The organism is Lentzea sp. NBC_00516, assembly GCF_036346835.1.
GTDB lineage: Bacteria > Actinomycetota > Actinomycetes > Mycobacteriales > Pseudonocardiaceae > Lentzea > Lentzea sokolovensis.
In genome coordinates this window covers 9,880,512-9,905,338 of record NZ_CP107840.1, presented here as the reverse complement: position 1 = coordinate 9,905,338, position 24,827 = coordinate 9,880,512, and the positions used below count along the sequence as shown (strand labels likewise).

Annotated in this window: 24 protein-coding genes; 9 read left to right on the top strand and 15 right to left on the bottom strand. The window is 67.7% G+C overall.

Translation table 11 applies throughout. The features are described 5' to 3' along the window. Nucleotides 1–98 precede the first annotated feature (98 nt). On the bottom strand, nt 99–3,011 hold the full coding sequence (locus OG205_RS46155; RefSeq protein WP_330274040.1) for a PQQ-dependent sugar dehydrogenase: 2,913 nt from the start codon (nt 3,009–3,011) through the stop codon (nt 99–101). 203 nt (nt 3,012–3,214) lie between these two features. Beyond that, entirely contained in the window at nt 3,215–3,367 is a 153-nt protein-coding gene (locus OG205_RS46150) for a hypothetical protein (protein ID WP_330274039.1), read from the bottom strand. A gap of 154 nt (nt 3,368–3,521) precedes the next feature. On the opposite strand from OG205_RS46150, the gene OG205_RS46145 reads away from it, so the two are divergent. Next, nucleotides 3,522–4,115 carry a TetR/AcrR family transcriptional regulator gene (locus OG205_RS46145; RefSeq protein ID WP_319979150.1) on the top strand — a complete coding sequence of 198 codons (594 nt, stop codon included), beginning with the start codon at nt 3,522–3,524 and terminating at the stop codon, nt 4,113–4,115. Nucleotides 4,116–4,146: 31 nt separating this feature from the next. Next, complete coding sequence (locus OG205_RS46140; RefSeq protein WP_330274038.1) at nt 4,147–5,430, top strand: cytochrome P450; 1,284 nt, start codon at nt 4,147–4,149, stop codon at nt 5,428–5,430. Between the two features lie 164 nt (nt 5,431–5,594). On the opposite strand, the gene OG205_RS46135 is transcribed toward OG205_RS46140, so the two are convergent. Then, the gene (locus OG205_RS46135) at nt 5,595–7,070 is read right to left on the bottom strand and encodes a peptide MFS transporter (protein ID WP_442916709.1); all 1,476 of its coding nucleotides are present in this window, start codon (nt 7,068–7,070) and stop codon (nt 5,595–5,597) included. 143 nt (nt 7,071–7,213) lie between these two features. On the opposite strand from OG205_RS46135, the gene OG205_RS46130 reads away from it, so the two are divergent. Then, on the top strand, nt 7,214–7,777 hold the full coding sequence (locus tag OG205_RS46130) for a TIGR03086 family metal-binding protein (protein WP_330274036.1): 564 nt from the start codon (nt 7,214–7,216) through the stop codon (nt 7,775–7,777). An 85-nt stretch (nt 7,778–7,862) separates the two neighbouring features. Next, nucleotides 7,863–8,525, top strand: a complete 663-nt coding sequence (locus OG205_RS46125) for a glycoside hydrolase family 75 protein (protein ID WP_330274035.1) — start codon at nt 7,863–7,865, stop codon at nt 8,523–8,525. A 158-nt stretch (nt 8,526–8,683) separates the two neighbouring features. On the opposite strand, the gene OG205_RS46120 is transcribed toward OG205_RS46125, so the two are convergent. Both OG205_RS46120 and OG205_RS46115 read right to left on the bottom strand, forming a co-directional pair. Next, nucleotides 8,684–9,127 (bottom strand): GNAT family N-acetyltransferase, encoded by a 444-nt coding sequence (locus OG205_RS46120; protein WP_330274034.1) that lies wholly within the window; start codon nt 9,125–9,127, stop codon nt 8,684–8,686. A gap of 44 nt (nt 9,128–9,171) precedes the next feature. After that, on the bottom strand, nt 9,172–9,672 hold the full coding sequence (locus OG205_RS46115) for a DUF4262 domain-containing protein (protein WP_330274033.1): 501 nt from the start codon (nt 9,670–9,672) through the stop codon (nt 9,172–9,174). Nucleotides 9,673–9,799: 127 nt separating this feature from the next. Here OG205_RS46115 and OG205_RS46110 point away from each other — a divergent pair, with 127 nt between their 5' ends. Further along, on the top strand, nt 9,800–10,636 hold the full coding sequence (locus OG205_RS46110; protein WP_330274032.1) for a helix-turn-helix domain-containing protein: 837 nt from the start codon (nt 9,800–9,802) through the stop codon (nt 10,634–10,636). Next, nucleotides 10,633–10,800 carry a DUF397 domain-containing protein gene (locus tag OG205_RS46105; RefSeq protein WP_330274031.1) on the top strand — a complete coding sequence of 56 codons (168 nt, stop codon included), beginning with the start codon at nt 10,633–10,635 and terminating at the stop codon, nt 10,798–10,800. Before OG205_RS46110 ends, OG205_RS46105 begins: the two co-directional genes overlap by 4 nt. Before the next feature lies 1 nt (nt 10,801). Here OG205_RS46105 and OG205_RS46100 read toward each other — a convergent pair whose 3' ends face one another. From OG205_RS46100 to OG205_RS46080, 5 genes are all read right to left on the bottom strand, one after another. Continuing rightward, nucleotides 10,802–11,437, bottom strand: coding sequence for a hypothetical protein (locus OG205_RS46100; RefSeq protein WP_330274030.1), 636 nt, complete (start codon nt 11,435–11,437; stop codon nt 10,802–10,804). A 150-nt stretch (nt 11,438–11,587) separates the two neighbouring features. After that, nucleotides 11,588–12,337: a YebC/PmpR family DNA-binding transcriptional regulator gene (locus OG205_RS46095; protein ID WP_330274029.1), complete on the bottom strand. Its 750-nt coding sequence runs from the start codon at nt 12,335–12,337 to the stop codon at nt 11,588–11,590. Then, nucleotides 12,334–12,966: a pyridoxal 5'-phosphate synthase glutaminase subunit PdxT gene (gene pdxT, locus OG205_RS46090; RefSeq protein ID WP_330274028.1), complete on the bottom strand. Its 633-nt coding sequence runs from the start codon at nt 12,964–12,966 to the stop codon at nt 12,334–12,336. The genes OG205_RS46095 and pdxT overlap by 4 nt, the downstream gene beginning before the upstream one ends. 81 nt (nt 12,967–13,047) lie before the next feature. Beyond that, a complete protein-coding gene (locus tag OG205_RS46085; RefSeq protein ID WP_330278379.1) occupies nt 13,048–14,385 on the bottom strand; it encodes an amino acid permease in 1,338 nt (445 codons plus the stop codon). A gap of 138 nt (nt 14,386–14,523) precedes the next feature. Then, a complete protein-coding gene (locus OG205_RS46080) occupies nt 14,524–15,711 on the bottom strand; it encodes a trans-sulfuration enzyme family protein (protein WP_330274027.1) in 1,188 nt (395 codons plus the stop codon). Between the two features lie 74 nt (nt 15,712–15,785). Here OG205_RS46080 and OG205_RS46075 point away from each other — a divergent pair, with 74 nt between their 5' ends. Next, nucleotides 15,786–16,226, top strand: coding sequence for an Lrp/AsnC family transcriptional regulator (locus OG205_RS46075; protein ID WP_030478062.1), 441 nt, complete (start codon nt 15,786–15,788; stop codon nt 16,224–16,226). Here the strand turns inward: OG205_RS46075 and OG205_RS46070 are convergent. The 3 genes from OG205_RS46070 to OG205_RS46060 are packed head-to-tail and all read right to left on the bottom strand — an operon-like array spanning nt 16,223 to nt 19,661. Next, the gene (locus OG205_RS46070; RefSeq protein WP_330274026.1) at nt 16,223–18,619 is read right to left on the bottom strand and encodes a helix-turn-helix transcriptional regulator; all 2,397 of its coding nucleotides are present in this window, start codon (nt 18,617–18,619) and stop codon (nt 16,223–16,225) included. The genes OG205_RS46075 and OG205_RS46070 overlap by 4 nt on opposite strands. A gap of 53 nt (nt 18,620–18,672) precedes the next feature. Further along, complete coding sequence (locus OG205_RS46065) at nt 18,673–18,981, bottom strand: AzlD domain-containing protein (protein ID WP_319979135.1); 309 nt, start codon at nt 18,979–18,981, stop codon at nt 18,673–18,675. Next, the gene (locus OG205_RS46060; RefSeq protein WP_330274025.1) at nt 18,960–19,661 is read right to left on the bottom strand and encodes an AzlC family ABC transporter permease; all 702 of its coding nucleotides are present in this window, start codon (nt 19,659–19,661) and stop codon (nt 18,960–18,962) included. The genes OG205_RS46065 and OG205_RS46060 overlap by 22 nt, the downstream gene beginning before the upstream one ends. Before the next feature lie 58 nt (nt 19,662–19,719). Between OG205_RS46060 and OG205_RS46055 the strand changes: the two genes are divergently transcribed. Further along, complete coding sequence (locus tag OG205_RS46055) at nt 19,720–20,274, top strand: helix-turn-helix domain-containing protein (protein ID WP_330274024.1); 555 nt, start codon at nt 19,720–19,722, stop codon at nt 20,272–20,274. On the opposite strand, the gene OG205_RS46050 is transcribed toward OG205_RS46055, so the two are convergent. Both OG205_RS46050 and OG205_RS46045 read right to left on the bottom strand, forming a co-directional pair. After that, complete coding sequence (locus OG205_RS46050; protein WP_330274023.1) at nt 20,271–21,095, bottom strand: hypothetical protein; 825 nt, start codon at nt 21,093–21,095, stop codon at nt 20,271–20,273. The two genes, OG205_RS46055 and OG205_RS46050, sit on opposite strands and share 4 nt — an antisense overlap. Nucleotides 21,096–21,147: 52 nt before the next feature. Then, complete coding sequence (locus OG205_RS46045) at nt 21,148–22,440, bottom strand: VCBS repeat-containing protein (RefSeq protein WP_330274022.1); 1,293 nt, start codon at nt 22,438–22,440, stop codon at nt 21,148–21,150. A gap of 193 nt (nt 22,441–22,633) precedes the next feature. Between OG205_RS46045 and helR the strand changes: the two genes are divergently transcribed. Further along, entirely contained in the window at nt 22,634–24,811 is a 2,178-nt protein-coding gene (helR, locus tag OG205_RS46040) for an RNA polymerase recycling motor ATPase HelR (RefSeq protein WP_442916708.1), read from the top strand. Nucleotides 24,812–24,827 lie beyond the last annotated feature (16 nt).

Genomic DNA, 24,827 nt, shown 5'->3' with positions numbered 1-24,827 from the left:
CACGCGGGGTCTGACAGTTGCAGCTCTCGAATCCTTACGAAACAAGTGAAGTGCCCGTACGCACGCGTGCGTACGGGCACCCGTCTCACCTGGTGGAGCTACGAGCGCCGGGCGTTGGAACGGCCGCGCAGCACCGTGTTGGCGGTTGACGCGTTCTTGATGGCCGTCTCGATCTGCGCCATCGAAGAACCGGAAGTGATCCCGGGAACAGTCGCGGTGTTCAACGCGTACAACGTGAACGTGTACGGGTTGGTGGAGCCACCGGGACAGGGCCCGAAGTACTTCAGCGAGTTGGCCCCGGACTCCATCGCCTTCTGCTTCGCCGCACCCTGGTTGGGCACGTTGAACCCGGACCCGAGGTTCTCCGGCAACGACCGGGCGGAGCCCGGAATGTCCCAGATCGCCCAATGCAGCTTGTTGCCGGAGTTCACGCGGTCCGCGAACACGATCGCGTAGGCCTGAGCACCGGACGACTCACCCCACGCGAACGGCGGCGACGGGTCCTGTCCGGGGACGCCGTCACCGGCGCAGGTGTGCTTGGCCGGGATCATCGCGTCGTCCGCGAACGCCGAGGACGTCAGCTTGAAACCACCGCCGCCACCGCCTTCGTAGACGATGTCGATGTGCAGGACGCGGTCGTTGCCGGCCGAGCCGTCCTTGTCGGTCGTGGTCGTCAGCCAGATGTCGCCGTCGCGGTCCACCTCGACCGTGCGCAGGCGGTTGTAGGTGCCCTGGAAGTAGATCTGCTGGTCGACGAGGTTGCCGTTGGCGTCGATGCGCATCCGGTAGATGCGCTGGCCGACGGTGGTGGCGACGAAGACGTAGTCGTTGATGATCGTCAGGCCGCTGGGTGAGGCCTGCGAGGTCGACCAGGTCTTCTTCGGCGCGATGGTACCGGCGCAGTTGCCGATCGTGCCCTCGCAGGGCTCCCAGCCGTAGTTGCCGCCCTTGGTGATCAGGTTGACCTCGTCCTGCTGCGAGTTGCCGAACTCCGAGGCCCACAGGCGGCCCTGCGAGTCGAAGTCGAGGCCCTGCACGTTGCGGTGGCCGTAGCTCCAGATCGCCTTGCCGGGGAACGGGTTGTCGGACGGGATGGAGCCGTCCGGGTTGAGCCGCAGGATCTTGCCGGCGTTGGTGTTGAGGTTCTGCGCGTTGTTGCCGTTCTGCGCGTCACCGGTCGAGACGAACAGGTACCGGCCGTCCGGGCTGAACCGCAGGCGCCCGCCGTTGTGGTAGCGGTTCTTCGGCACCCCGCTCAGCAGCGTCGTCCAGCCGGACAGTGCGGAACCGTCGAACTGCGCCCTGACCAGGCGGTTTCCGTCGGCGTAGGTGTGGTAGACGTACACGAAACGGTCGGAGGCGAAGTTCGGCGAGACCTCGATGCCGAGCGCGCCGCCCTCACCGTTGGTGCCGACCGCGCCGGGCACCTTGCCGACGACGGTCTTGGTGCCGCCCTCGGTGATCCGCAGGACGTTGAACGTCTCGCGCTCGGTCACCAGCGCCGAGCCGTCGGGCAGGAACCCGAGGCCCCACGCCACGTCGACGCCACTGGCGATCTGCGTGACGGCGCCGGGGTTCGGCACGCCTGTGCCACCGCCCGCGCCGGGCTTGACGGAGATCTCGTTCGAGAACGCCGAGAAGTTGCCCGCCGCGTCCTTCGCCCGCACCTTCACCAGGTACGTCTGGCCGTTGACCAGGCCCGCGACGGTCGCGGAGGTGGCCGACCCGTCCGCGGTCTGCTTGAGAGCTCCGTCGAAGTGGATCTCGTAGCCGGTGACGGCCACGTTGTCCGTCGAGGCGCCCCACGCGATGGACACGCTGGTCGACGTGGTGCCGGTCGAACGCAAAGCCGAAGGCGTGGTCGGCGCCTGGCCGTCCGGCGGCGCGGGCTGCGTGCGGCCCGGCACGTTGTTCGAGGCCTGCGAGACGTTGCCCGCCCGGTCCTTCGCGAACACCGTCCAGTCGTAGAGGGTGTCGGCGCGCAGGCCGGTCGCGGTGCCCTCCAGCACGTTGCCGACGCTCGTGACGAGCTGTCCGTGCTGGTAGATGTCGTAGCCGGTGACGCCCACGTTGTCGGTGGCCGCCTCCCACCTCAGCGACACCGAGTTGTGGGTGGAGCTCACGAACTGCAGGTTGCGCGGCGGCGTCGGCGCCTCGTTGTCCGCGGGACCGGTCAGCACCGCGGTCAGCTTGTCCGCGTTCGGGCCGCCGTTCGCGGTCGTCGCGGTCGCCTTGATCTTGTTGGAACCGGCGTGCAGCGTGACCTTCAGGGTCCGCGTCTGCCACGTCGTCCATGCGCCCGTGCCGGGGAACGACACGGTCTGCGCACCAGCGCCGTCCACCGTCACCGAAGTCGGGCGGTCGACCGTCGTTCCGTTGGCGTAGCGGAACGTGAGTTCGTGCTCGCCACCGGAGTCTGCGTTGATCGTGTACTCGACGGACGAGCCGATCACGTTGTCGTAGTTGACGAAGCCCGTGCCGGAGAACCCGGCGTGGTTGGACTCCACGACGCCCTGCGAGATCGTCGCGTTCTCCGCCTCCTGCTCCAGGGCGGGAACGTTGGCGATCTCCTCGACCTCCACGTAGTCGAGGTTCGGGCCGCCGGTGGCACCGGTGGACGTGAGCTTGATCTTGTTCTCGCCCGCGTTCAGGTTCACGGTGTCCTCGGCCGACACCCACGTCGTCCACGCACCCGTGCCCGCGAAGGCGCGCTCGTCGACGGCGAGACCGCCGTTGACGCTCACGTCGACCGGCCGGTTGTCCGCGGTTCCGTTGGCGTAGCGGAAGACCAGCTTCGCCTGGCCCGCCTTCGAGGCGTTCACGGTGAACTCGACCGAGCTCCCGGCCACGTTGTCGACGTTGACGAACCCGGTTCCGGAGAACCCGGCGTGGTTCGACTCCACCACGCCCTGCGAGATCGTCGCGCTCTCCGCTTCGTACCGCACCGGCGCCGCGAGGGCCGACTCCGGTACCGACATCACCGCGATGGCTGTTGTGCAGGCAACACCCATCGCGCCGAACGTGCGAAACGCCCGGCTTCTACTCGGTGCCACTGTTGTGCCTCCCACAAGACGGGTAGGGGGATCACGACGGAGCGGCGGCGGATTCAGTTTTAGACAGGAAACTTTCCTGACTGTCGCGCAGATCACACCACCCGCGACATCCGGAGTCAACCCCCTCCGGGAACTGCGGGAAAGCGCTTACCAGAATCCCGTTACCGATCCCGGTTCTCGGCCAGCGCGGAGATGAGATCCGTGACCGAGTGGCTGAGCAGCAGATCGATCACGTGGACGCCTGTGGACTCACGCCGCTGCCACCCGAGGCGCTCAGCGAGCGCCGACAGCTTGATGATCTCCTGCGTGTCCATGGCGCGGAAGGATATGGCCGGAAGCCTGCCCGTTCGCGCAGGCCCGCCCGATGATCCACACGAAAGGGATCCGCCGGGAAGATCACACTGATGGACCTGTCCAATCCGTACGTACGGATTGGATTTCCCGCCCTCCCCCTGCGACCATCTACCGGTGCCCAGGGTCAGTCAGGACCACCTCGACGCCCGCCGCCGTCAGATCCTCGACGGCGCGCGTTCCTGTTTCGCGCGACACGGCTACGAAGGTGCCACCGTACGCCGTCTGGAAGAGGCAACGGGACTCTCTCGCGGCGCGATCTTCCACCACTTCCGTGACAAGGAGTCGCTCTTCCTCGCACTCGCCGAGGACGACGCGCTCCGCATGGCCGACGTGGTGGCCGAACAGGGCCTCGTCCAGGTCATGCGCGACCTCCTCGACGAGCCGGAGAAGCGGACAGAGGAGCACGCCGCCGACTGGCTCGGCACGCGCCTCGAAGTCTCCCGCAGGCTCCGCACGGACCCGGATTTCCGGGCGCGCTGGGCCGAGCGCAGCGAACAGCTCACCGCCGCGACCCGTCAGCGCCTGATCCGGCAGCGCGAAGCCGGCAACCTGCGCGACGACGTCGACGTGACGGTGCTGACCAGCTTCCTGGAGCTCGTCCTCGAAGGCCTCGTCTCCCACCTCGCGATGGGTCTGCCCGCGGACGACATGGAGCCGGTACTCGATCTGGTGGAAGAAACCGTGCGGCGACACCGCCGCAACTCTTGAGAGTTCTTCGCGTACCGCTCAATGTGGACGTATGCCGTCCACGCTGAAGACAGCCACTCAGTTCTTCGCGCTGCGCACGCTCGTCCGCGGCTACGCGCTGCTCGGTGACCCGTACGCCGGTGTCATGGCCTCGCCGCCGGACCGCGACCCGTACGCGATGTACGAGAAGGTGCGCGCCAAGGGCGACATGGTGCGCAGCCGCATGGGCGCCTACGTCACGCCGAGCCGCGAGATCTGCGACTCCGTGCTGCGGGACAACAGGTTCATCACCGCCACCTTCGACGAGGCGTCGATGGTGCCGATCACGCTGGTCAAGGACGGCGAGAAGATCGTCAACCCGGTGCAGGACTCGTTTCTGATGATGAACCCGCCGACGCACACCCGGCTGCGCAAGCTCGTCCAGCCGTTCTTCACGCCGCGTGCGCTGAAGGACCGCACCGAGTCCATTCAGAAGATCGTCACCCAGTACCTCGACCGCCTCGACGACCGGTTCGACGTGGTCTCCGAGTTCGCCTCACAGGTGCCGATCCAGGTCATCGCGGACCTGCTGGGCGTGCCGGACGACCACAAGGACGTCTTCGCGCGCTGGGGAAGCTCGCTGGCGGAGACGCTCGACGGCGTGTGGTCGCACAAGCAGCTCAAGAACCTGCACGCCACGATCATCGAGTACAACGACTTCATCGACGGCCTGATGGACGAGCGCCGCCGCAACCCGAAGGACGACATCGTCAGCCACCTCGTCACCCAGCACGAGGACCTGAGCCGCGAGGATCTCGTTGCCACCACGGGGTTGTTGCTCTTCGCCGGGTTCGAGACGACGGTGAACCTGATCAGCAACGGCGTGCTGAAGGCGTTCGAGAACCCGCACACGATCGCGCCGCTGTCCCAGAGCCCGGAGTACGCCGAGGGGTTCGTGGAGGAGGTCCTGCGCCTCGACCCACCCGTGCAGTACACGATCCGCTGGCCGAAGGAACGCCTGGAGCTGGCCGGGGTGTCACTGCCCAAGGGCATGCCGGTGATGCTGATGCTGGCCGCCGCGAACCGCGACCCACGCGTGTTCACCGACCCGCTGAAGTTCGACCCGACGCGGTCCAACGCACGCGAGCACCTCGCGTTCAGCGCGGGCATCCACTACTGCATCGGCGCGGGACTGAGCCGCATCGAGGGCTCGATCGCGTTGCACGAGCTCTTCAAGCGCTTCCCGAACCTCGGCGCGGACGGCCCAATGACGCGTCGGCGGTCCAAGCTCATCCGCGGCGCGTTGCGACTTCCGGTGCGCGCCAACGAAACCAGTCGGTCACTGACGGTGAAGTAGCGCTGACCTGGGGCGAGATTTGTTGCGGGGAGTGCTCGACTTCACCCGCCTGGAGCAATGTTCGTGCCCCAATGACCCATGTGCGTAGTGCATCCTTGTAGACGAGAGGGAGACCCGCCGCACCGCCGCCGCGACGGGCCTCCCTTTCGCCTTTCAAGAGCGACTTACTCGACGCCCGCCATCAGCTTCTTGATCGCCGGAGCCGCCACCGCGAGCGCGACACCGAGGACCACGGCCGCGCCACCGAGCGTGAAGAAGTACGCCGAGGGGCTCGTCGTGTAGAACTTCACGAGCTGCGCGGCCACACCGGTACCGGCGGAGACCGCGAGGAACCACAGGCTCATCGTCTGCGACGCGAACGCCTTGGGCGCCAGCTTCGTCGTGACCGACAGGCCGACCGGCGACAGCATGAGCTCACCGCAGGTCATGATCAGGAACATCAGCACGAGCCAGAGCGGCGTCACCTTGCCGTCGGCCGCCGAGTTGCTCGCGAAGTACATGAGCACGAACGACAGACCGACGAGCACGAGAGCGCCCGAGAACTTGCGAGGCGTGGACGGCGCGCGGTCCTTGAGCTTGAGCCACAGCCACGCGAACACCGGCGCCAGCGCGATGATCATGATCGGGTTGATCGACTGGAACCAGGCGACCGGGAACTCCCAGCCGAACACGTGGTTGTCGACGTGCGAGTCGGCGAACTCGGCGATCACCGAGGCGCTCTGCTCGAAGATCAGCCAGAACATCGCCGCCGCGACGAACAGCGGGATGTACGCGAGGACGCGCGGCTTCTCCTCCGGCAGCGTCTTCTTGCTGCGGTACATCACGGTGAAGTACGTGATCGGCAGGACGATCGACATGATGCTGATCATCAGGATGACGCCCTCGACGTCACCCAGCACGTACGAGAGGACGCCGAGCGCGCCGATCACGACCGCGATGAGACCGATCAGGCCGTAGACACGGCCCTTCTCGTTCGGGTGCAACGGGTTCGGCGCCACGGCGGCCGAGCCGCGCAGGTTCTTGCGGCCGAGCCGGTACTGGATCAGGCCCGCCGCCATGCCGACCGCGGCGACGGCGAACCCGGCGTGGAAGCCGACGCCGTCCGCGAGCGCGCCGGTGATCAGCGGCGAGACGAAGCCACCGATGTTGATCGCCATGTAGAAGACCGTGAAGCCGGCGTCACGACGCGTGTCGTCACGGCTGTAGAGGCCGCCGACGACGGTCGAGATGTTCGGCTTGAGCAGGCCGGTGCCGAAGACGATGAAGATCAGGCCGAGGTACACGCCCGTGATCCCGATGGGCAGCGCCAGTGCGATGTGACCGCACATGATCAGCACGCCGCCGTAGAACGTCGAGCGCTGGCCGCCCCACACCCGGTCGGCGAGCCAGCCGCCCGCGACACCGGACATGTAGACCGCGGTGCCGTAGATGGCCACGACCGACAGGGCGAGCGCCTTGTCGACGCCGAGACCTCCCTCGGCCACGGCTGTCCACAGGTAGAGGCCGAGGATGGCCTTCATCCCGTAGAACGAGAACCGTTCCCAGAGTTCGGTGAAGAACAGCGTGGACAGGCCTCGGGGGTGCCCGAAGAATCCCTTGTCCTGCGCGGAGATGCTGGCGCCTGGAGCGCTCACAGTCATCGTCCTCTCGTGTCAACGATGTCACGGCGGATCTGGTCGAGATTACGCCGAACGCTCGTACGGTTAGAAATCGGGGTTGCGTCCGAGTGGCCCAACTCTCACGCCAGGATGCGCGGTTGGCCAGGATTTGATGCACTGCTGGGATGGACTTGATCCAGGCGCACGGCGTGGCGATGACGGAGTTCGACCGACGGGTCCGGGAGATCGCTCCTGACCAGTGGTCGCTCGGCACTCCCTGCCGGGAGTGGTCGGTCAGAGACCTCGTCGGCCACCTGGTCTACGAGCAGCTCTGGGCACCGGAACTGCTCGCCGGCTGCACGGCGGAGCAGGTCGGCGACCGCTTCGACCACGACAACCTGGGCGACGACCCGCTCGTGTCCTGGGTCGTGGCGGCCGCGGCGGCGCGCGAGGCGTGGCTGGGCAAGCACGCGCTGGCGAAACCCGTGCACGTGTCGTCGGGGACGCTGGACGCCGAGGAGTACTGCTGGCAGATGACCGCGGATCTCGCGGTCCACACCTGGGATCTGGCGCGCTCGATCGGCGCGGACGAACGCATTGATCCCGATCTCGCGTCGGCTGTTCTGTCCTACGTCGAACGCAACGTCGAGGACTGGAGTGGTTCGTCGATGTTCGATTCGCCCGTTCCGGTTGGCGCGGACGCCGACGACCAAACACGACTGATTGGACTTCTGGGACGTAAGCCTTAGCCCCTTGACGGGCATATCGTGAATTGCGCACAGTAAGCCTGCCGCCGCTTTCAGTCAGGAAAGTTCCCTGTCGAAAGAGGCAACAATGCGCAAGCTCGCCCCAGGGCTTTTCGCCGTGTCCGCTCTCGTGGCTTCTCTTTTCGCGTCCCCCGCCGCCCAGGCCGCCGGCCCCAGCGCGTCGCAACTGCTGGCCAAGCTCACGTCGTGCTCGCAGATCTCCAGCGGCAAGTACCGGTCGGATTCCGAGACATCCGCGAACATCCCGGTCTGCGGCAAGAACGGCGCCGTTTGGTACAAGGCCGACCTGGACGTCGACTGCGACGGACAGCGCACCGCGAAGTGCAGCGAGAGCACCGACCCGTGGTTCCAGCCCGACACCGCGTTCCACGACTCGAAGGGAAAGCCGCTGGTCGCGGACAAGCTCCCGTACGTCGTGGTGCCCTCGCCGAGCGGCACCTGGGACTACCGCAAGTTCGGCATCCAGGGCGGTGGCGTCGTCGCCGTCATCTACAACGGCCGGGTCGACTACGCGGTGGTCGGCGACACGGGCCCGACCGCGATCATCGGTGAGGCCTCGTACGCGTCCGCGGTGAACCTGGGCATCAACCCGAACCCGGAGAACGGCGGCACCGACGGCCCGGTGCACTACATCTACTTCAAGAACTCGAAGGTCTCCCCGATCGAGGACCACGCGAAGGCCACCTCACTCGGTGAGTCACTCGCACAGCAGTTCCTGAGCCAGAACTAGATTTCCCGGTTCCTTTTCCGAAACGCCCCGCTCCGCATCCCCCTGTGCCTCCTGCGGGGCGGGGCGTTCCTCCCCCGGCCACGATCCCCGGATTCCCCCCGGACCGTTGATCGCACCGCTTTTGTACAGGGTGTTCGTTGTCCGGTGTCGAAGCGCTTTCAGCGGACAACGACCTCCGGACAACGTTTTGGTCTCTGCTCCAGAGTGACGCACCTGATGCCCACGGCGTCCAGGTGCTCGCTGACCCGGACGAACCCGGCGCTCTCGTAGAACGCGATGTTCCCGTCGCTCTCGGCCCCGGTGAACAGCCAGACGACCTTCACCGCCTCCGGCGCGTGCTCGCCGATCGCCTGGAGGAGCTTCCGCCCGGCCCCGGCGCCCTGGACGTCCGGCGCGACGGACAGCCGGGCGACCTCCATCCGCTCGCCGTCGACGCGGCTGCGCACCGACCCGACGAGCCGCTGCCCGTCGAACGCTCCGAGCGCGGGCGTGCCGTCTTCGAGGTGCTCGCGGATCTCGTCGAGGGTCTCGACCAGCGGCGGCAGGTCCCACGCGCCGTACCGTCTGGCTTCCTGGAGGTACGCGGCACGCTGGATCGTCATCACCTCACCGGCGTGCTCTGACTTCAAGGGTCCGATGTGGACGTTCACGGCCCGGTGACCCCTGGCGTCCAGCTCTCCGGCAGACCGCTCTCCGTGAGGATGATCTGGTGGTCGTGGAACCCTTGCGGCGCATCGGGCTGCCACGGCCACTGCCCCTGCGGAGTCGGCACGATCATCTGCAGGGCCGCGAACTCCGACCCGTCGTAGAGCAGGTAAGCGCTCCCGAAGAACTCCGGGTAGAACCCCTTGTACACCCGCTCGAACGTGATCGGCACGCCCTCGAAGAAGTCGTCGTAGAGCTTGCCCGGCTGGAATCGCTCGCCGTCGCTGGCCCGCTTCACGTACATGTTGACCAGGTTCTCGCCCATGCCCTGCGGCAGCCCGATCACCACCGCCTCGGCCACCCCGAACCGGCGCCAAGCCCCCACCGAGAACACGTAACCCGGCCCCTCGGCGTCCGGGTTCACGACGATGTTGGTGTGGCCGTACCGGTCGGCCGCGGAGAGCAGACGGGCCCTCAGCTCGATGTCTTCGTCGGAAAGCACGACACCCAGCCTACGGCACCCCTCCGGCGCCTTATGCCTGCTTGGAGCTGTTCCAACGCTCCCACCTTCAGGCAGATTTGGCGCGAAACGATAGAGGTTTCGCGGTCCCTGCCCCTACCGTCCGTCCATGCCCAAGAGATCGTCCAGCGTGGTGGGCCGCGAGTTCGGCAACGGCGTCCGAGCCGCCATCGAGAGCACCGGACTGACCCAGCGCCAGCTCGCCGAGGTGCTCGGCTGGCAAGAGGCCAAACTGTCCGACATGCTCGCCGGCAAGGGCGGCGTGAACGAGTTGGAAGTCGCCACGCTGCTCGCCTACTGCCGCGTCCCGCTTGCCGAACGCGAACGCCTGCTCGACCTGTTCCGCGAGTCCGGCAGCTACTTCGTGCAGATTCCCGAGGACGGCCTGCCCGACCAGGCTCGCACTCTGATCAACCAGGAGAAGGAAGCCAACGAGATCACCGACTGGTCGATGATCGTCGTGCCTGGCCTGCTCCAGATCCGCGACTACATCGCGGCCGTCACCGCCAAGGCGCGCACGGTACCGGCGGAGAAGATCCCGGCAGTGGTCGCCGCGAGGGCAGACCGAGCAGAGATTCTCGAATACAGCCGGACCTTCACCTTCTACCTGCACGAGCAGGCGTTGCTGCTTCCGGTCGGCGGCGAGGAGGTGTGGCGCGAGCAGCTCGCCCACCTGCTGCGCCTGTCGGTCCGGAAGTACATCAGCATCCGCATCGTCCCGAGGTCAGTCGGCATGCACGCGGGAGCGGCCGGTGACTTCCGGCTGATGAAGTTCCCGAAGTACCCGCCGGTCGTCTACATCGAGAGCGTCAAGTGCGGCCTGTTCTTCGATGACAAGGAGACCGTCGAGACCTACGAGAACATCCTGAAGGACCTCGCTGCCGTTGCTCTGGATGAGGAAGAATCGAGGGCGGTGATCAACAGCATCTTGGAGGGCCTCCAATGACCGTGTGGCGCAAGAGCACCTACACCGGCGATGGCAACAACTGCGTGGAGGTCGGCCACGGCGTCGGCATCCGCGACAGCAAGGCGCCGTCGACCTACCTGCCCTTCTCCCCTGCCGCGTGGTCAGCGTTCTTGACCACAGTCAAGGCCGCTCAGTCCCGCTGAATCACAGTCGGTACGCGGCGACCAAGGCCCGCCATCCGGCTGCGGTGGCGGGATAACTGCGCTTGCTCGGTGGGCACTGCAGGACGGCCTCGCCGGCGGAATCGACCACGAGCAGAATCTCACTCGACCAAGGCTCCCAGGACCACCACCCGCCGACTTCGACCGTCCAGCGGACACCGAAGGTGCAAGCAGTCGAGTGCCCCTGGAACGGCACGTCGGTATAGGTGAAATCGGTCCGCGAAGCCCGTGACGTCTGCAGATAGCGACGTGTGTCATAAACCGTGATCAGGTCAAGACGTTCGCCGATGATGCGAAGCCTCGTGTGTCCCAAGTGCTTGAGCAGAGTCGGCTCGAGTGACCGGCGGGCCGCGGTGAGCACGTCGACCGTTTCCTCGAATCCTCTTCCGGCGACGTCGCTTCCGTAGTCGCTCGCGTCAGCGAGTTCGGGCTTGGTCAGTGGCACGCGCGCAAAGCGAATGACGTAAGCGGCGACAACGATGGCAAGCAGGACTCCGACATCGACACCCGCGACTCGGACCAGGGCACCCATGACACCCGCCGACGAGAAGTGCTCATAGAGCACCACCTGCAGATAGATGACAACACTCAGCAAGAAGACCAGAAAGCAACCGCCCACGCGACGAAGGGTCGCACAAATCCTTCGTGATTTCGACGATTTCCCTCAATGGGACCGGTCCCGATAATCGCAGGTAAAATCCCGATTCTTTCCACCGAATAAAAAACGCCGGCCACGCACATCGCGTGACCGGCGTTCGTTCGAGACTCGTCAGCCGACCTCGGCCATGACCTCGTCCGACACGTCGAAGTTCGCGAAGACGTTCTGCACGTCGTCGCAGTCCTCCAGCGCGTCGATGAGCTTGAAGATCTTCTTCGCGCCGTCGACCTCGAGCTGCACCGACACCGAAGGCATGAAGCTCGACTCGGCGGACTCGTAGTCGATGCCCGCGTCCTGCAGCGCCTTGCGGACCGGGATCAGGTCGCCGGCCTCGGACACGACCTCGAAGGCCTCGCCCAGGTCGTTGACCTCCTCGGCACCGGCCTCGAGCACCGCCAGCATCACGTCGTCCTCGGACGTCTCCGCCTTCGGCACGATCACGACACCCTTGCGGCTGAACATGTACGACACCGAACCGGGGTCGGCCATCGAACCGCCGTTGCGCGTCATCGCCGTGCGAACCTCGGTGGCGGCACGGTTGCGGTTGTCCGTGAGGCACTCGATGAGCACCGCGACACCGTTGGGTCCGTAGCCCTCGTACATGATGGTCTGCCAGTCGGCGCCGCCGGCCTCTTCACCACCACCGCGCTTGCGGGCGCGTTCGATGTTGTCCAGCGGCACCGAGTTCTTCCGGGCCTTCTGGATGGCGTCGAACAGCGTCGGGTTGCCGTCCGGGTCCCCACCGCCGGTGCGGGCCGCGACCTCGATGTTCTTGATCAGCCGCGCGAAGAGCTTGCCGCGCTTGGCGTCAATGGCGGCCTTCTTGTGCTTGGTGGTCGCCCACTTGGAGTGGCCGCTCATTTCTCCTCCGAACCAGTCAAACCACGAACCATGTCCACGAACAGGCGATGGACGCGCTCATCCCCCGTGAGCTCCGGATGAAACGCCGTGGCCAGCACGTTGCCCTGCCTGACCGCGACGATCCTACCGGCGGCATCACCCGCTTCAGCCGTAACGGGCACCGTAGCGAGAACCTCGACCCCCTCGCTAACCGCCTCCACCCACGGCGCACGGATGAACACCGCGTGCACACTCTCACCGGCGAGGTCGAGGTCGGTCTCGAACGAGTCGATCTGCCGTCCGAACGCGTTCCGGCGCACCGTGATGTCCAGCCCGCCGAGCTGGTGCTGGTCCGCACGCCCGTCCAGCACGTCGTTGGCCAGCAGAATCATGCCCGCGCACGACCCGTAGGCCGGAAACCCGGCCTTGATCTTCGCCTTGAGCGGTTCGAGCAACTCGAAGTTGTCGAGCAGCTTGCTCATGGTCGTCGACTCGCCGCCGGGGATGACGATCCCGTCCAGCTCGTCCAGTTCCTCGGGCCTGCGGATGGGCCGTGCGGTGACATCGCACTTCGCGAGCGACACGAGGTGTTCCTGGACGTCGCCCTGGAGAGCGAGCACGCCAATGACGGGAGGGGCAGCGACAACCATGCTCACCAGCATATTCGAGGTCAGAACGACCGCGAGCCGCCCCCTTTGTGAGGGGACGGCTCGCGGCCTGAACGGGCTACGTCAGTCGATGGTGACGAGGTCCCGCTGTTCCACCGGCTGACGCGACTTCACGAAGCGCCAGCCGAGGAACAAGATCAGAGCGACCACGGGGATCGACCAGAACGCGATCTTCTCCGCAGTCCCGGCAAACGCCATCTGCCCGATCACCAGCGCAAGGAACGCCAAGGTCCCGTACGAGGTATACGGCGCCCCAGGCATCCGATACGAAGGCCGAGCGATCTCCCCGGCCATCGCCTTCTTGCGCAACCGCAACTGGCAGATGATCAGAGTGGCCCAAGTGGACACCACCCCCAGCGAGGCCACCGCGATCGCGATGTCGAACGCCTCCTTGGGCACCATGTAGTTCAGGACAACACCGAACAGGTACGCGACACCGGTGAACAGGATGCCGCCGTACGGCACGTGCCGGGAGTTCATCCGACCGGTGATCGCCGGAGCCTCACCCTTCTGCGCCAGCGAACGCAGAATCCGCCCGGTCGAGTAGAGACCGGAGTTGCAGGACGACAACGCGGCCGTCAGCACCACGGCGTTCATGATGTCGCCGACCGCCGGGATGCCCAGGGCCGAGAACACGGTTACGAACGGGGATTCGGTGCCGGTGAAGTGGTCCCACGGCAACAACATCGTCAGCAGCAGCACGGAACCGACGTAGAAGATCGCGATGCGGTAGACGACGCCGTTGATGGCGCGCGGCATGATCTTCTCGGGGTCCTTGGTCTCGCCCGCGGCGATGCCGACGAGTTCGATGGCCGAGTACGCGAACACGACCGCCTGCAACGTCATCAGGGCGATGCCGAAGCCTGCCGGGAACAGGCCGCCGTGGCCCAGGGTGTTCGAGACCGACGCCGTGGTGCCGCCGATGTCCGCGTTGCCGATGACCAGGCCCACGCCGACCACCAGGAAGACGACGATAGCGGTCACCTTGATGACGCTGAACCAGAACTCCAGCTCACCGAACAGCTTGACGGACAACATGTTGATGGCGATCAGCACGGCAAGAGCCACCAGCGCGGTGATCCACTGCGGCAGGTCGGGGAACCACTTGTGCATGTAGATCGCGACGGCGGTGATCTCGGCGATGCCTGTCATCGCCCAGTTCAGCCAGTAGAGCCAGCCCGAGGTGAAGCCGGCCCACGGACCGATGAACTCGCGGGCGTACTCGACGAAGCTGCCGGACACGGGGCGATGGAGGACGAGTTCGCCCAGCGCGCGCATGACGAAGAACGCCGCGAGGCCGCACACCGCGTACGCGAGGATCAGCGACGGCCCCGCTGTGGCGAGACGTCCTCCCGCACCCAGGAAAAGGCCGACACCGATAGCGCCACCGATTGCGATCATCTGCACCTGACGCTTGGTCAGCGCCTTGGTGTAGCCGTCCGCATCAGTTTCCACAGAACTCACGAGGAGGTTCCTTCCGAAACGGAAAAATGCTCGCGTCGGAACCTCCCGCGCCCCGACGCGCTGATTCGGGGAACCCTAGCGAGTGGCGGTCATCACCAAGTAATCACCTGGGGAAGACTTAACGTAAGCGACGTCACAGAGAGCCGCGTTTAGGTCATCCCAAATGTCTTCGACGTGCTCGAGTCCGACGGAAATGCGCAGCAAATTGTCCGGAACGCCAGAAGCACGCAGTTCTTCGCCGGGTACCAGGCGATGGGTCAAAGCCGAGGGATGCTCGATAAGAGTGTCGACCGAACCCAACGACACCGCCGGCGTGATGAGCCGAAGACGACGCACGACCTCGACGGGGTCGCCGTGCACTCCGAACGCGATCATGGCGCCGGTCCCGCGCATCTGCCGTGACGTGGACGGGTAGCGCACGAACTCCACGGCGTCGTGCGAACCGAGTCGCGAAGCCAGCACCGCGGCCGAACGGGACGCCGCCTCGACGCGCAACGGCAAAGTCGCGAGCCCGCGGTGCAGCAGGTAGCCGCCCAACGGGTGCAGAACCGCGCCCGTGATGATCCTGACCTGCCGCAACGCCGCCGCGAGCGACTCGGAGCAGGCCACGACGCCGCCGAGCACGTCGCCGTGCCCGCCCAGGTACTTGGTGCCGGAGTGCAGCACGTACGAGGCTCCGTGCAGGTAGGGGTTCTGCAGCACAGGCGTCGCGAAGGTGTTGTCCACCATCACCGGCACGCCGCCCGACTGGCGCACGACGTGCTCGATGTCGACCAGGTCGAGGTTGGGGTTGGCCGGGGTCTCGACCACGATCAGCCCGGTGTCCGGCCGGATCGCGGAGGACACCAGGCCCGCTTCGACGTACGTGGTCGTGACGCCCAGGAGACCGGACGACAGCAGGTGGTCGGTGCCGCCGTACAACGGCCGCACGGCTACGACGTGCGGTTTTCCCGCCATCACGCAGGCGGCCTGGACGACGGCGGTCACCGCTGCCATGCCGCTGCCGAACGCCACGGACGTCTCGGTGTGCTCGAGAGCCGCGAGCGCCTGTTCGAAACGGGCCACCGTCGGGTTGTGCAGCCGCGCGTAGACGGGCGAGGCCGCCTGCGCGGCGCCGGTGGCCCACTCACCCAGTGCTTCCCCGCCGAGCGCCTGGTCAGGTACGGGGTAGGTGGTGGACAGGTCGATGGGAGGCGCGTGCACGCCGAGCTCCGCGAGGTCGTCGCGGCCGCCGTGCACTGCGATGGTCTCGATGCGCGTCATGGCCCGAATGGTGGAGACTTCATCGGCAGGACGGTCAGAAGACCGCAGGCGATTCGGCGGAACGGAGAACGGCCGTGCTGGATTCGATCGACGAGGCCATCGTGAGGGAGTTGCGGAAGGACGCGCGGCTGCAGAACAAGGACCTGGCGGAACGCGTCAACGTCGCGCAGTCCACGGCGGTGGTCCGGCACCGGGCTCTCAGGGAACGCGGCGTGATCACCGGCTATCACGCCGAGATCGATCCGGGCGCCGTCGGGCAGCACGTCCAGGCGATGCTCGCGGTGAAGATCCGCCCGCACACCAAGGAGATCGTCGACCCGTTCATGGCTTATGTGCTGAGCCTCCCGGAAACACTCGCGCTCTCCCACGTGACCGGTCCGGAGGATTTCCTGGTGCACGTCGCGGTATCGGACGTCGGCCATCTGCAACGACTCGTGCTCGACAAGTTCACCAGCCGGCGAGAGGTGACAGAGGTTCACACGAACCTGCTCTTCTCGCACGTCAGAAAGCATTAACCGGCGAGCCGCAATGCGGGTGCGAGCTGGTCGCGGCCGTCAATGCCGAGCTTGCGATAAACCTTCGTCAGGTGGATCTCGACGGTCCGCAGTTGCACGAACAGCACGGCCGCGATCTCGCGGTTCATCTTGCCCTCGGCGGCCAGAGCGGCCACGCGCCGCTCGGACTCCGTCAACCCCGCAGGCCCGGCCGCGAGCTCCTGCCGGATCTCCTCGGCCAGTTCCTCGACACCGCAGTCGTCGGCCAGGTCCACGGCCACCCGCAGCTCGGCGCGGGCCGGCTTCACCCGTCCGGCCAGGTGCAGCGCACGACCCAGTGCGAAGTGGCTCCGCGCCCGTTCCAGCAGGGCGCCCGACGAGGCCAGCAGGTCGACCGATTCCTGAAGCAGCCCAATGCCTTCCACGCCGAGAAGCACGCCCTGCGCTCGCAACGACGCCGCCAACGGCAGCACGGCGCCGATCGAGCGTGCGAGGCGTTCCTCGGCGAGAAGGTGGTCTCCTCCGAGGGGCAGCCGCCACGAGGTGCTGTCATAACTGCGCACGTGCAACCGTTCGCCGCAGTCCAGCAGGTCGCGCACACCGTCCTTGCGCCGCTCGGCTGCGATCCGCACCCGTCCCCGCGCGGCCAGCAACGCGGGCGCACCGAACAGGTCCGGCACCTCGCCGGGCGCCACCTCGAACACGGCCGACGCCATCTCGACGTCGCCCATCTCCAGCAGTGCCAACGAAAGCTCGGTCAGGGCAGCGAACACCGGCGTCGAGACCCGAACCGCGCCGCAGCTCTCCAGCACCGCCAGCGCCTCGCGGGCGTCGGACTCGGCACCCACCAGCCGTCCCAAATCCCGCAGGCACGCAGAACGCGCCGTGAGGGCAGCCGCGACGCATGGCCGGTGCTGCCAGCGGCGTGCCACGGTCAACGCACGGTCCACACGCGCGTAGGCGGCCGTCAGTTCGCCACGCATCCTCACGAACCCAACGGCCCGCAGATAGGGCTCGAACTCCGAGGGCGTCGACGGCAGGACGTCGGGATCACCGATGACGTCCGGCTCGACCTGCGGCTCCTCCCCCAGCAACGCCAGCAGACCCGGCAACGCGGGGTGCGCGGGATCGGCCTCTCCCAGGTGGTCCACCGCCGCCGGGACGTCCACATAGGACTCGACCTCGCCGAGTTCGGCCAGCAGCCCGGCGGACCCCGGCTCGTCCATCGCGCGCCTGAGGTACCGGACGGCGTCCAGGACCCGGTTGCGCGTTCTGGACCGCTGAGCGGCCGACACGAGCACCTCGGTCGCCCACTCCTCGCCCTGCGGCCGGGTCTCGACCAGGTGCTCGGCCACCGCCTCGGCCGACGCGCCCGTCTCGGTCAGCAACCGGGCGGCGGCCGCGTGCAGGTCCTGGCGTTCGGTGATGGTCAGTTCTTCGCGCAAAGTGTTGCGCACCAACGGATGCACCAACGAACCATCGGCTGACAGCAATCCCATGCGGTGCAGCGCGGCGATCGTCCCGGCCAGTTCGCACGGCTCGATGCCGATCAACTCGGCGACGCGCGGCAAAGTCACTTCGCCGCCCAGCACAGCCAGGGCGTGCAACGCGTCCGGAGCGTGCGGCGCGAGGCGGCGCAGGCGGACGTTGACGGTCGGCAGCAACGCCGGTGCGGTGAGTCCGACGACGTGGTCGGTGTACGCGCGCATGAGGTTGAGCAGCAGCAACGGGTTGCCGCCCGCCTCAGCGCGGCACAGCGCGATGAAGTCGTCGTCCTGCGGTCCCAGCTCGTTCTCGACCAACGCGCGCGAGTCGGCGAACGACAGCTCGTCCAGCCGGATCTCGCTGGTCGACGCGGCGAGCAGCTCTTCAAGGGTCTGCGGCCCCGCGCACACCTCGCCCGCCCCGATCCCGGCCAGCGCGAAGATCGGCAGGTGCTCGATGCGGTGCGGCAGGGTGCTCAGCCACTGCAGCGACGGCTGGTCGGCCCACTGCGCGTCGTCCACGACGAGGGCGACGGGGCGTTCTGCGGCCATCCGAGCGAGCGCGCGATGCAGGACGTGCAGTTCGGGCAACGTCACCGGGCCCGGTTCGGCCAGCGAGTCGGACTGCCCGAGCGCGGCCGCGATGCGCGGCTGGTGCTGGACGTCGTCCCCCGGCTGCACGCAGACGAACAGGCGGCTGACCAGCCCGAACGGCAGGTCGCGCTCCAGGTAGCTGCCGCGTGCCGCCAGCACCGTGAACCCGTGCCGCGCGGCCAGCTCCCGCGCGGTCGTGAGCAGTGCCGTCTTGCCGGCCCCGAGTCCCCCAGTGGCCACCACGAGGTGCCCGTCACCGCCAGACGCCGCGGTGAGCGCCTCCGCCAGCCGCGTCGTCTCCCGGTCCCGCCCGACCAGTCCCGCTCTCGCGCCCATGGGTCCATCTGAGGCCTGTCCGCCATTGGCCGCCTATCGCGGAAGCATTGGCGCTACGCCACCCCGATGAGCCTCAGGCCCGCCGTGGTCGCCGCGGCCAGCACGATGACCGCCACGAACGGCAGCTTGCGCCACGCCGCGAGCCCGCCGACGGCGACGCCGGCCGCGAGCGCCCAGCCGCCGAACTGCCTGCCGTTCGTCAACGCCGAGACCGCTACCAGCGCCAACAGCAGAACCGTTGCCGAAGCGGACATCAGTTCGCGGACCTTCTCCGGCAACGTGACGCGGTCGCGCAGCAACGGTCCGGCGAGACGGATCGCGAAGGTGCCGGCGGCCAGGATCAGGACTGCGGTGACGGGCACGGCTCCTCCTTCTTCTTCGTCGTGCGGAACGCGAACAGCCCGGCCAGCGCGAGCAGCACGGGCACACCAGCGGGCAGGAACGGCGTGGTCGCGAGCGCAATCGCCGCGCCGACGAGTGCCGCGTTGCGCGTCGCCGCGTCTTTGAGCGCCGGCAACGTGAGCGCCAGCAGGGCCGCCGGGAACGCCGCGTCCAGCCCGAACGTCATCGGGTCGCCGATCGCCTGCCCCACGAGCGCACCGATGAGCACGCCCGTGTTCCAGCTGAAGAACAGCGACACGCCACACGCCCAGTAGGCCGCACGCGCTCTCGCGGGATCCTTCTGCGCCATCGCGAACGCGGTCGACTCGTCGATCAGCAGGTGGCTGCCGACGATCCGAGCGAGCGGGCTCTTGCCCAGCACGTCCCCGACCGCGAGGCCGAACGGCAGGTGCCGCGCGTTGAGCACGAGCCCGGCCAGCACCGCGGCGGCAGGGCTGCCACCTGCGGCGACGACGCCCACGGCCATGAACTGCGAGCCGCCCGCGAAGATCACCAGTGACATCAGCACCGGCATCCACCACGGCAGGCCGGAGCCGACCGAGATCGCGCCGAAGCTCGCGCCGGTCACCGCGGCACCTAACGCGACTGCGGCCACGTCACGCAGAAGCACAGCATCAAGAGTTCGCCAGATCGAACGCACCACCCATTAAGATGAACACCTGGGATCGGTGTTCGTCAAGACGAACGGATGGACTTCTGTGTCGAACGCACCACTCGACCTCATCGCCGCCAACCTCCGGCGCGAGCGCGACCGCACCGGCATGTCGCTGACCGAGGTCGCGAAGAAGGCCGGCGTCGCGAAGTCGACGCTCTCCCAGCTGGAGTCCGGAGCCGGAAACCCCAGCGTGGAGACCCTGTGGGCACTCGGTGTGGCGCTCGGCGTGCCGTTCAGCCGACTCGTCGAACCCGCCGTGCCGCGTGTGCAGGTGATCCGCGCCGGCGAGGGCCCGGTCATCCACTCCGAACAGGCGCACTACTCCGCGACGCTGCTGGCCGCGTGCCGTCCGGGCACCAAGCACGACATCTACTGGCTGGCCCTCGAACCCGGCGGTGCCCGCGAGTCGCTGCCGCACGTGCCGGGCAGCGTCGAGCACATGATCGTGGCGTCCGGCCGCTGCCTGGCAGGCCTCGCCGACGACCCGATCGAACTCGGGCCGGGCGACTACATCGTCTATCCCGGCGACCTGCCGCACATCTGCAAGGCCCTGGAACCGGGCACGACCGCGATGATGGTCATGGAGCACACCGTCTAGCTCAGCTGACCTCGCAGCGTGCGCAGCCACGGTTCGGTGAGCGCGGGCTCGCCGTCGATGGCGCGCGCGATCATCCGCCGAACCTCCTTGGTGCGCCCGAGTTGGACCAGTTGCACCGCCTCGGCCAGCGCCTTGCGAGTCCTCTCGTCCCGCTCGGTCTCCGGCGGGTCGGCCACCCATCTGTGCGGCGGAAAGGATCTCGTCACCTTCTGCTGCCAGTTGCCGAAGTGCGACCAGACTCCCGCGTCGAGCGACACGTTCACGACAGACGCGGCGGGCAGTCTGCGCGTCCACTCGGCGTGTTGCTTCCAGCGCCAGGTCTTGGGGCTGGTCTCCGTCCTCCCGATCACCCCGACGAACCGGAGCTTGAGGCGGATCACCGGCCACGGCTCGCGCTCCTCGGTGATCCAGTCGTCCAGCAGCGTGAAGAGGCTCAGGAACGTCCGGCCGGACGACACCACGTCGACGAACGTCACCGGCCGGGTGCGACGGGCCAGCGAGGCGGGCGTGATGCCGAGTTCCGTGAGGATCTCCCGCGCTCGCAGGACCGCCGGCCGGGTGTGGTCGTCGGGGTGCCAGAACGACAGCGGCAGCCGCGCGAGGGTGTGGTCCGTGCCCTCCAGCGCGCCGCCGAGAAGGTCGAACATCGAGTCGAGCGAGCGCCCGACGAACACCAGGTCGCCGTTGCCACCACGGGCGAGCACCTTGCCCGCGCACTCCGCCAGGTCGGCGAGGTAGCGCACCTCGGGGATCGCGACGTCGTCGAGCAGCGACCCGAGCTGGTCGGGCGTCACGAGGTCCCAGCGGAACGGCACGTTCATACCGACATGATGGCGGGTGGTCGTGGCCAGGAGGCCACGACCACCCACAAGGTCAGTAGCTCGCGGGCCGGAAACCGGACCAGCCGGTGCCGACCTGCACCGCCGTGGACAACGTCCCGTCGCCCTCGCCGCCCCAGCGCCACAGCGTCGAGTCGCTCGACCGCACCGCCACGACGTCGGCCTTCGCGTCGCCGTTCACGTCCAGGACGTTGAACTCGGTGAAGCCCGCCCAGCCCGCGCCGACCTCGCGGCCGCTGGAGAAGGTGCCGTTTCCGTTGCCCTCCCAGAAGAACAGGTCGCCGGCCGCGTTCGTGGCCCACAGGTCGCCGTCGCCGTCACCGTCAGCGTCGCCGCCGGCGAAGCGCGGGAAGGAAGCCCAGCCCTCGCCGATGAAGATGCGGGCCGAGAACTTGCCGGAGCCCTCGCCGGGGTACCAGTACAGGCGGCCGCCGTCGCGGCCGACGATGTCCGCGCGGTTGTCGCCGTTGACGTCCAGTACCGCGAACCACTCCAGCGTCTGCCAGCCGGAGCCGCCGTTCGCGAGCTTGGTGAACGTGCCGTGGCCCGAGTTGTGCCAGTAGTGCAGCGAGCCGTCGGCGTCGGTGGCGAGGATGTCCGCGAAGCCGTCCGCGTTCGTGTCGCCGACCCCGATGCGGTTGAACGCCGACCAGCCCGGCCCGACCTCGCTGGAGCCGCCGAACCTGCCAGCGGACGTGCCGGGGTAGAGGTGCATGGTGTTGTCCGGGCCCACCGCGAGCAGGTCGTCGTAGCGGTCGCCGTTCACGCTCTCCGCGGACAGGCTGCGCGCCGACGTCCACCACGTCGTCTGCTTGCGGGCGCCGGCCCAGGTGAAGCTGAAGTGGATGTGGTCGGTGTGCGGGCTGTCGCCGCTGTAGGACTGCCAGCCCTTCGACGACTCGTACGCCCGCCAGATCCGTCCGTTCCAGATCATGTACATCAGCCCGAAGCGCCTGGCCAGGGCATGTGCGTTGCCGTGCTGGTCGGTGGCGAGGAGCCAGTTGATGATCTCCTGGGCCTGCGCGGCCTGGGTCGAGTTGCCCGCGTTGAACGGGTAGTCGAGCGCGCGGCCCTCCTTGTGCTCGCTCGTGCCGCCGATGTTGCACGCACGGGTCATGCCGAGGTCGGCGCGGCCGTACTCGGCCTTCAGCAGGTCTCTGAACCCGATGACGCCCGGTTTGGCGTCCGGGTCGCACGTCGTCTGCCCCACGTAGGTGGCGTACTTGTCGATCGCCGCACCGAACGCGGGAGTGGGCGGCGCCGCCATCGCGGACGTGGACGAGAGCAGCATGACCGCAGCACTGAGCGCCACGAGAATCCGCTTCATGAGTGGTCTCCCCTGTCGAGTGGATGCCACTCACCCTGGGGAGGAGAACTACACGGGACCTACACGCGCTCCACACGTTCGGGGTGCGATTCTTCCCGCTTAACCGTATAGCAGACAGGGGGCCTTGCCACAAGGCCCCATGGATCGTTCACACTCATCGCCTCAGGCAGAACAAGGGCGCTGTGGGGAGCACGTGGGTTACGAAGAAGAACTGCAGTCCGAGCGTGAATACGTGGCCGGTCTCTACGCACGGCTCGATGGCGAACGCGCGCGCGTGAAGGCCGCCTACCTGTCAGCGCTGGGTGGCACCGGCGAGACCGCAATGGAACGTGACAACGAGGTGCGCGCCCGGCACCGCGAGATGAAGCGCCTGAACGTGGCCGACTACGGCCTGTGCTTCGGCCGGCTGGACAGCGTCGACGGCGACAGTTCCTACATCGGCAGGATCGGCCTGTTCGACGAGGAGAACGAGTTCGAACCGGCGCTGCTCGACTGGCGGGCACCGGCGGCGCGGCCGTTCTACACCGCCACCGGGGCCACCCCCGAGGGCATGCTCCGGCGCCGTCAGTTCCTCACCCGCCGCCGGTCGGTGGCCGGGTTCACCGACGAGGTGTTCGGCAGGCTCGGCGAGGAGCAGGGCGACGTGGCCCTGCTGGAGGCGTTGAACGCGCCGCGCGGCGACGGCATGCGCGACATCGTGGCGACCATCCAGTCCGAACAGGACGCGATCATCCGGCTCGACCACCCCGGCGTGCTGGTGATCGAGGGCGGCCCCGGCACCGGTAAGACGGTCGTGGCGCTGCACCGCGTCGCATACCTGATGTACACGCAACGAGAGCGCATGGAACGGCACGGCGTGCTCGTCGTCGGTCCCAACCCGGCGTTCCTCAACCACATCAGCCGTGTGCTGCCGTCACTGGGCGAGTCGGACGTCGTGTTCTCGACGACCGGCAGCCTGCTGCCCGGTCTGCTCGCGACCGCCGAGGACGCTCCGGACGTCGCGCGGCTCAAGGGTTCGCGCAAGATGGTGGACGTGCTGAAGGCGGCCGTCGCGGCCCTGCAGCGCGTTCCCGCGGAGCCGATCCCGATGGGCATGAAGGACGTGGTCGTCCACATCGGCGCGGACGTCGCCCAGTGGGCCCGGCAGGAGGCGCGAGACAGCGGCCTGCCGCACAACGAGGCCCGCGCGGTGTTCCGCGAGATCGTCACGTACGTGCTGACCGAGCGGGCGATCGGCCGGATCGGGAAGGGCTGGATGTCCCGGTCCGACAAGCAGGCCTGGGAGGAGATGCGGACGGGCCTGGTCAAGGACCTCGCCGACGACGACACGTTCGCCGCGCTGCTCGACTCCCTGTGGCCGATCATGACGCCGTTCGAGCTGCTGGGCGCGCTGTACTCGTCGCCGGAACTGCTGGCGGAGGCGGGCGCCGACCCGTCGCTGCACCGCGTGGACGGTTCCGCGTGGACGGTCTCGGACGTGCCGTTGCTCGACGAGCTGCACGACCTGCTGGGCAAGGACGGCAGCGAGCAGGCCGACGACCAGGCCGCCTCCGCCGACCGCGCGGCCGAGGCCCGGTACGCGGCCGAGGTGCTCGACAGCATGGTCGGCCGCTTCGACCACATGGACGACGAGGACCACCTCTTCGCCTCGGACATGCTGTTCGCCGAGGACCTGGCCGAGCGCTTCGAGGACCACGACCAGCGCACGCTCGCCGAACGCGCGCTGGCCGACCGCGGCTGGACCTACCGGCACGTGGTGGTGGACGAGGCCCAGGAACTGTCCGAAATGGACTGGCGGGTGCTGATGCGCCGCTGCCCCGGCCGTTCCTTCACGGTGGTGGGCGACCTGGCGCAGCGTCGTGCGGCGGCGGGTGCCACGTCGTGGGGCCAGATGCTCGACGCGTACGTGCCGGGGCGCTGGGAGTACCGGTCGCTGACGGTCAACTACCGCACGCCGGCGGAGATCATGGCCGTCGCGGCACGGGTGCTCGCCGAGTTCGCGCCGGACGTCCGCGCGCCGGAGTCGGTGCGCGCCAACGGTGTTCAGCCGTGGTCGCGGCAGGTGACTCCGGACGAGCTGCCCGGCGCCATCGAGGAGTTCGTCAAGCAGGAGGCGGTTCTCGAGGGAACGAGCGTGGTGATCGGCCCGTCCGGCGTGCCCGGCACCGTGCCCGCCTCGGAGACCAAGGGCCTGGAGTACGACTCGGTGCTCGTCGTCGAGCCGGAACGGATCATGGCGGACGGGCCGCGCGGTGCGGCGGAGCTGTACGTGGCGCTGACCCGTGCCACGCAACGGCTCGGCGTGCTGCACCACGGGGCGTTGCCGGCCGCTTTGTCCGATCTCGCTGAGACCGTGGGCACAAGCGGGTAATTCGGTGGGTGCGGGG